The sequence below is a fragment of the Streptomyces sp. AcH 505 genome, assembly GCF_000818175.1.
Classification (GTDB): domain Bacteria; phylum Actinomycetota; class Actinomycetes; order Streptomycetales; family Streptomycetaceae; genus Streptomyces.
Genome location: NZ_JTIY01000001.1, coordinates 3,936,802 through 3,941,344 on the forward strand (window position 1 = coordinate 3,936,802; position 4,543 = coordinate 3,941,344).

6 protein-coding genes are annotated in these 4,543 nt (G+C 71.3%); 4 read left to right on the forward strand and 2 right to left on the reverse strand.

The genetic code is table 11. The features are described from left to right. Positions 1-27: 27 nt before the first annotated feature. Complete coding sequence (locus HY68_RS17965) at positions 28-591, reverse strand: hypothetical protein (protein WP_241778606.1); 564 nt, start codon at positions 589-591, stop codon at positions 28-30. Positions 592-689: 98 nt separating this feature from the next. Between HY68_RS17965 and HY68_RS17970 the strand changes: the two genes are divergently transcribed. Next, entirely contained in the window at positions 690-1,505 is an 816-nt protein-coding gene (locus tag HY68_RS17970; RefSeq protein WP_041990084.1) for a hypothetical protein, read from the forward strand. 37 nt (positions 1,506-1,542) lie between these two features. Here HY68_RS17970 and HY68_RS17975 read toward each other — a convergent pair whose 3' ends face one another. Then, positions 1,543-1,989, reverse strand: coding sequence for a MarR family transcriptional regulator (locus HY68_RS17975; protein WP_041990087.1), 447 nt, complete (start codon positions 1,987-1,989; stop codon positions 1,543-1,545). 119 nt (positions 1,990-2,108) lie between these two features. On the opposite strand from HY68_RS17975, the gene HY68_RS17980 reads away from it, so the two are divergent. The 3 genes from HY68_RS17980 to HY68_RS17990 all read left to right on the forward strand — a co-directional run. Beyond that, positions 2,109-3,122, forward strand: coding sequence for an NADP-dependent oxidoreductase (locus HY68_RS17980; RefSeq protein WP_041990090.1), 1,014 nt, complete (start codon positions 2,109-2,111; stop codon positions 3,120-3,122). A 109-nt stretch (positions 3,123-3,231) separates the two neighbouring features. Beyond that, the gene (locus tag HY68_RS17985) at positions 3,232-3,660 is read left to right on the forward strand and encodes an organic hydroperoxide resistance protein (RefSeq protein ID WP_041990093.1); all 429 of its coding nucleotides are present in this window, start codon (positions 3,232-3,234) and stop codon (positions 3,658-3,660) included. A gap of 122 nt (positions 3,661-3,782) precedes the next feature. Continuing rightward, positions 3,783-4,543 (forward strand): EI24 domain-containing protein (locus HY68_RS17990; RefSeq protein WP_063779656.1); only part of this gene is annotated, 761 nt, incomplete at its 3' end.

Here is a 4,543-nt window from a genome sequence, read left to right on the forward strand (position 1 = left end):
GATCCGGCCTGATCCGAACGACAGGCCCTAGGCGGCGGACCAGCGTTGCAGCAGGCCCCAGGTGAACTCCGCGACCGCCGCGCGGCCGTCCGGCAGGGTGAAGCCGAGGCCGAAGCGGGTCGGGGCCGTGCCCTCCAGCGGCCGGGCCGGCGGGAACGCGCGTGCGACCTCGTCCACCGTGCAGGACCAGGGCCGCAGGTCCTCGGCCGTACGCGGCTCGGGGCCCGCCGCGCCCGGCGCCCTCACCAGCCACTCGTTCCACACGGCCGAGCCGTTCGCCACCATGACCTCGAAGCGCAGGTCGGGCCAGAGCGGTACCGGCCAGAGCAGCGCCTCGCACGCCAGATCGCCGATCTTCCGCTGTTCGACCCGCTCGGGCGGCCCCAGTACGGAGCGGTAGCGGGACAGCGAACCGCGCCCGCGCGGCGAGCGCACCATCGCCTGCCAGCGGCGGTTGGCCTCGCGCATCTCGGCCAGCGACACACCGAGTTCACGGCGGGCGTCGTCGACGAGCTCCGGCTGGTGGTCGGCCATCCGGCGCAGCAGCACCAGCTGGAATTGGAGCGGTCCGAAGGACCCCGGAGATGTCATGGGAGCCATCCTGCCCATCCGCCGCGCGGTACTCCACACAAGATCTTTACAGTCCTGCCCGCCTGTGGCGACGTCCGATTGCATAATCTGCGAGCGCCATGGACTACTGCTACCAGTGCCGTCGGCACCTCAACGGCGCGTTGACCTGCGCCGGATGCGGCACAGCCGCGGAGGAGCTGCGACAGCACACCCCCCACACCCCCCCGCGGCCCGGCGCCGAAGCAGCCGATGACGCCGGCCACGAAGTCGCCCACGAAGCCGCTGACGGCACCGGTGACGACGCCGGCGACGACGAGCTGCTGGTGGCCGGCCACGACCGTACGGACGGTGCCGAAGGACAGGACGTACGGACGCACCGCCGCCGGCGCACCGGACCCCGCAGGAAGCGCAGCAAGCGCAAGCGCCGAATAACGGCCGGCGTGCTCGGGCTCGTCCTGGCCGCGGCCGGGCTGAGCCTCGCCCAGCTCGCCATCGAGTCGTCCGCCGAGCGCTCCGCCACCTCCGTCAAGGAGGAGAACCCCGTCGACTTCGACGGCGGCCCCGACGCCTCGGACGGCCCGGCGGATCCCGCGGAGCCGGGAGACCCCGCTGCCACGGGCGCGGACGGTACGGCCGAGGCCACGGACGCGTCGGCGTCACCCGGCGCGAGCGGCGACCCCGGCGCATCGGACTCCGCCGACGCGTCGGCCGACGCCTCCGCCCCGGCGGACGACGCGTCCGCCGACCCCGGTACGTCGGCCACGCCACGTCCCACCGGCACCCCCGCTCCCGGCGAGTCCGCACCGGAGAGCCCCGGGGCCACGACACCGGCGGACGAGCCGACCTCGCAGGCGCCGCCCCCGCCGGACCCGGACCCGGAGCCGACCCCGTCGGAGACCGACGACTGCACCCACATCCTCTGGTGGTGCGCCTAGAGGGGCTCGGCCGCAGCGACTACACGCGCCGCGGCGACTACAGGGCCGACACGGCGACGTCCATGCCGAGCATCCGCTTCAGCAGGTCGCGCAGGACGGCGCGCTCCGCCGTGGAGAGACCGGCCAGCGGCTCGCGTGCGAAGTCCAGCGACTCCCTGAGCTGCCGCGCCGTCAGCCGCCCCTTCTCGGTCGGCGCCGCGAGCTTCACCCGGCGGTCGCCCGCGTCCGGGCGGCGCTCGACGAGCCCCCGGGTCTCCAGCCGGTCCACGATGCCGGTGACATTGGACGGCTCGCACTTCAGCTTCTGCGCTATCCGGCGCATGGGCATCGGTTCCAGGGACAGCAGACCCAGGACGCGTGCCTGCGCGCCGGTGAGTGAGTGCTTGGCCGCGGCCAGCTCGTACTCCTCGTAGTAGCGGGCCACGACATCGCCGATGAGCTGGACGACCTCAAGGGTCAGCGGGTCTGTACGGGAAGCGGCCATGGCATCAGGATACCCATTTGCTTGACAGCATGAAATATCCAGGTGCATGGTTGTTTCAGATGGTGAAGCTTATCGGTACGGTTCATCGTCGTTGATCTTTCTTGAGGAGGCCCCGCCCCATGACCGCACTTCCCACGTCCGGCCGCGCCTGGTATCTGGTAGCCCGCCCCCACGGCTGGCCCGAGCCGTCGGTCGTCGAGCTGCGCGAGGTCCCGGTGACCGAGCCGGGGGAGGGCCGGATCCTGGTCCGCAATCTGTTCTTCTCGGTCGACCCGGCGATGCGCGGCCGGATGAACGACGTGAAGTCGTACGCCCCGCCGTACGAGCTGGACAAGCCGATGCACGGCTCCGCCGTCGGCGAGGTCATCGCGTCGAAGGCCGAGGGCTTCGCCGTGGGCGACCACGTGCTGCACGGCCTCGGCTGGCGTGAGTACGCGGAGTTCCCCGCCGAGCGCGCCACGAAGATCGACACCGCGCTCGCCCCGGCCTCCGCGTATCTCGGGGTCCTCGGCATGACGGGACTGACCGCGTACGCCGGCCTGTTCGACGTCGCGGGGCTCAAGAAGACCGACACGGTCTTCGTCTCCGGCGCCGCGGGCGCCGTCGGCAGCCAGGTCGGCCAGTTCGCCAAGATCAAGGGCGCCGCCCGGGTCATCGGCTCGGCGGGCAGCGACGAGAAGGTCAGGCTCCTCACCGAGGAGTACGGCTTCGACGCGGCGTTCAACTACAAGAACGGCCCGGTCAGGGACCAGCTCAAGGCGGCGGCCCCCGACGGGATCGACGTCTACTTCGACAATGTCGGCGGCGACCACCTCGAAGCGGCACTCTCCTCGTTCAACCTGCACGGCAGGGCCGTCATCTGCGGGATGATCGCGCAGTACAACTCCACGGAGCCCACCCCGGCGCCGCGCAACCTCGCGCTGGTGATCGGCAAGCGGCTGCGCCTCGAAGGCATGCTCGTCGTCGACCACTTCGGGCTCCAGCCGCAGTTCGTGAAGGACGTCGCGGGCTGGCTCGAATCCGGCGAGCTGAAGTACCACGAGACCGTCGTCCAGGGCATCGAGAACGGGTTCGACGCGTTTCTCGGCATGCTCCGCGGCGAGAACACCGGAAAGATGGTCGTCGGCCTCTGACGTCGGCCCGTCAGCTCACTCCTGAACTCCCACGCGTTAGGCTCGGACCCAGGCCGGCACGGTCCGTGGGCGCGAGCCGTGGCGTACAAGCAGAAGGAAACGCACCAGTATGAGCATCCAGAACATCGACGTGCTGTACACCGCGACCGCCACGGCGGAGAACGGCCGTGACGGCCGGGTCGCCAGTGACGACGGCAACCTCGACGTGACCGTCAACCCCCCGAAGTCGATGGGCGGCAGCGGCGCGGGCACCAACCCCGAGCAGCTGTTCGCGGCCGGCTACAGCGCCTGCTTCCAGAGCGCGCTCGGCGTCGTCGCCCGCCAGGAGAAGGCCGACATCAAGGGGTCGACCGTGACCGCCAAGGTCAGCATCGGCAAGACCGACGCCGGCGGCTTCGGCCTCGCGGTCGAGCTGATCGGTTCCTTCCCGACGCTCGACGAGGCGACGGCCAAGGACCTGCTGGAGAAGGCGCACCAGGTGTGCCCGTACTCGAACGCGACCCGCGGCAACATCAAGGTCGACCTCTCCGTCGCCTGACCCCGCCGCACCAGGCACAGCGCGACGCCGCGACACCGTGCGGGGGCCCGGCCGGATTCCGGCCGGGCCCCCGTCCCGTTCGTCAGGAGCCTGTCAGGCACCGAGCCGATAGGCTTTGACGTATGCATGATCTCGGGGCGGGTTTCGGGTACTTGATGAAGGGCCAGCGCTGGGTCCTCGGCCACGGCCGGTGGTTCGGCTTCGGCCTGCTGCCCGGTCTGGTCACGCTCGTGCTGTACGCGGGCGCCCTGATCGGGCTCGTCTACGGCGCCGACGACCTGGCGGCCTGGGCCACGCCCTTCGCCGACGACTGGTCGTCGCCCTGGCAGGGCCTGTTCCGTGACGCCTTCACCGTGCTGATCTTCGCCCTCGTCCTGTTCCTCCTCGTGGTGACCTTCACCGCGGTCACGCTGCTGGTCGGCCAGCCCTTCTACGAGTCGCTGTCCGAGGCCGTCGACCGCGCCGAGGGCGGCGACGTGCCCGAGTCGGGGCCGTTCTGGCGGGAGTTGTGGATCTCCGCGAGGGACAGCCTGCGCATCCTGGTCCGGGTCGCGCTCTACGGCATCCTGTTCTTCGGCCTCGGCTTCATCCCCGTCGTCGGCCAGACCGTCGTCCCCGCGATCGGCTTCTGCGTCTCGGGCTTCTTCCTCGCCGAGGAGCTGACCGCCGTCGCGCTCCAGCGCCGCAGGATCGAGCTGCGGGAACGGCTCCGGATGCTCCGGGGCCGCCGGATGCTCACCCTCGGCTTCGGCGTCCCGCTGACGCTCGCCTTCCTCGTCCCGGTCGTCGCGGTCTTCCTGATGCCCGGCGCCGTGGCGGGGGCCACCCTCCTCGCGCGCCATCTGACCGGCGAGACGTCCGAGGGCGACCCCGCGCGCGAGCG

Excerpts from the sequence above, each read along its gene's own strand:
- HY68_RS17965 (WP_241778606.1), bottom strand. The coding sequence starts at position 591 with ATGACATCTCCGGGGTCCTTCGGACCGCTCCAATTCCAGCTGGTGCTG.
- HY68_RS17970 (WP_041990084.1), top strand. The coding sequence starts at position 690 with ATGGACTACTGCTACCAGTGCCGTCGGCACCTCAACGGCGCGTTGACC.
- HY68_RS17975 (WP_041990087.1), bottom strand. The coding sequence starts at position 1,989 with ATGGCCGCTTCCCGTACAGACCCGCTGACCCTTGAGGTCGTCCAGCTC.
- HY68_RS17980 (WP_041990090.1), top strand. The coding sequence starts at position 2,109 with ATGACCGCACTTCCCACGTCCGGCCGCGCCTGGTATCTGGTAGCCCGC.
- HY68_RS17985 (WP_041990093.1), top strand. The coding sequence starts at position 3,232 with ATGAGCATCCAGAACATCGACGTGCTGTACACCGCGACCGCCACGGCG.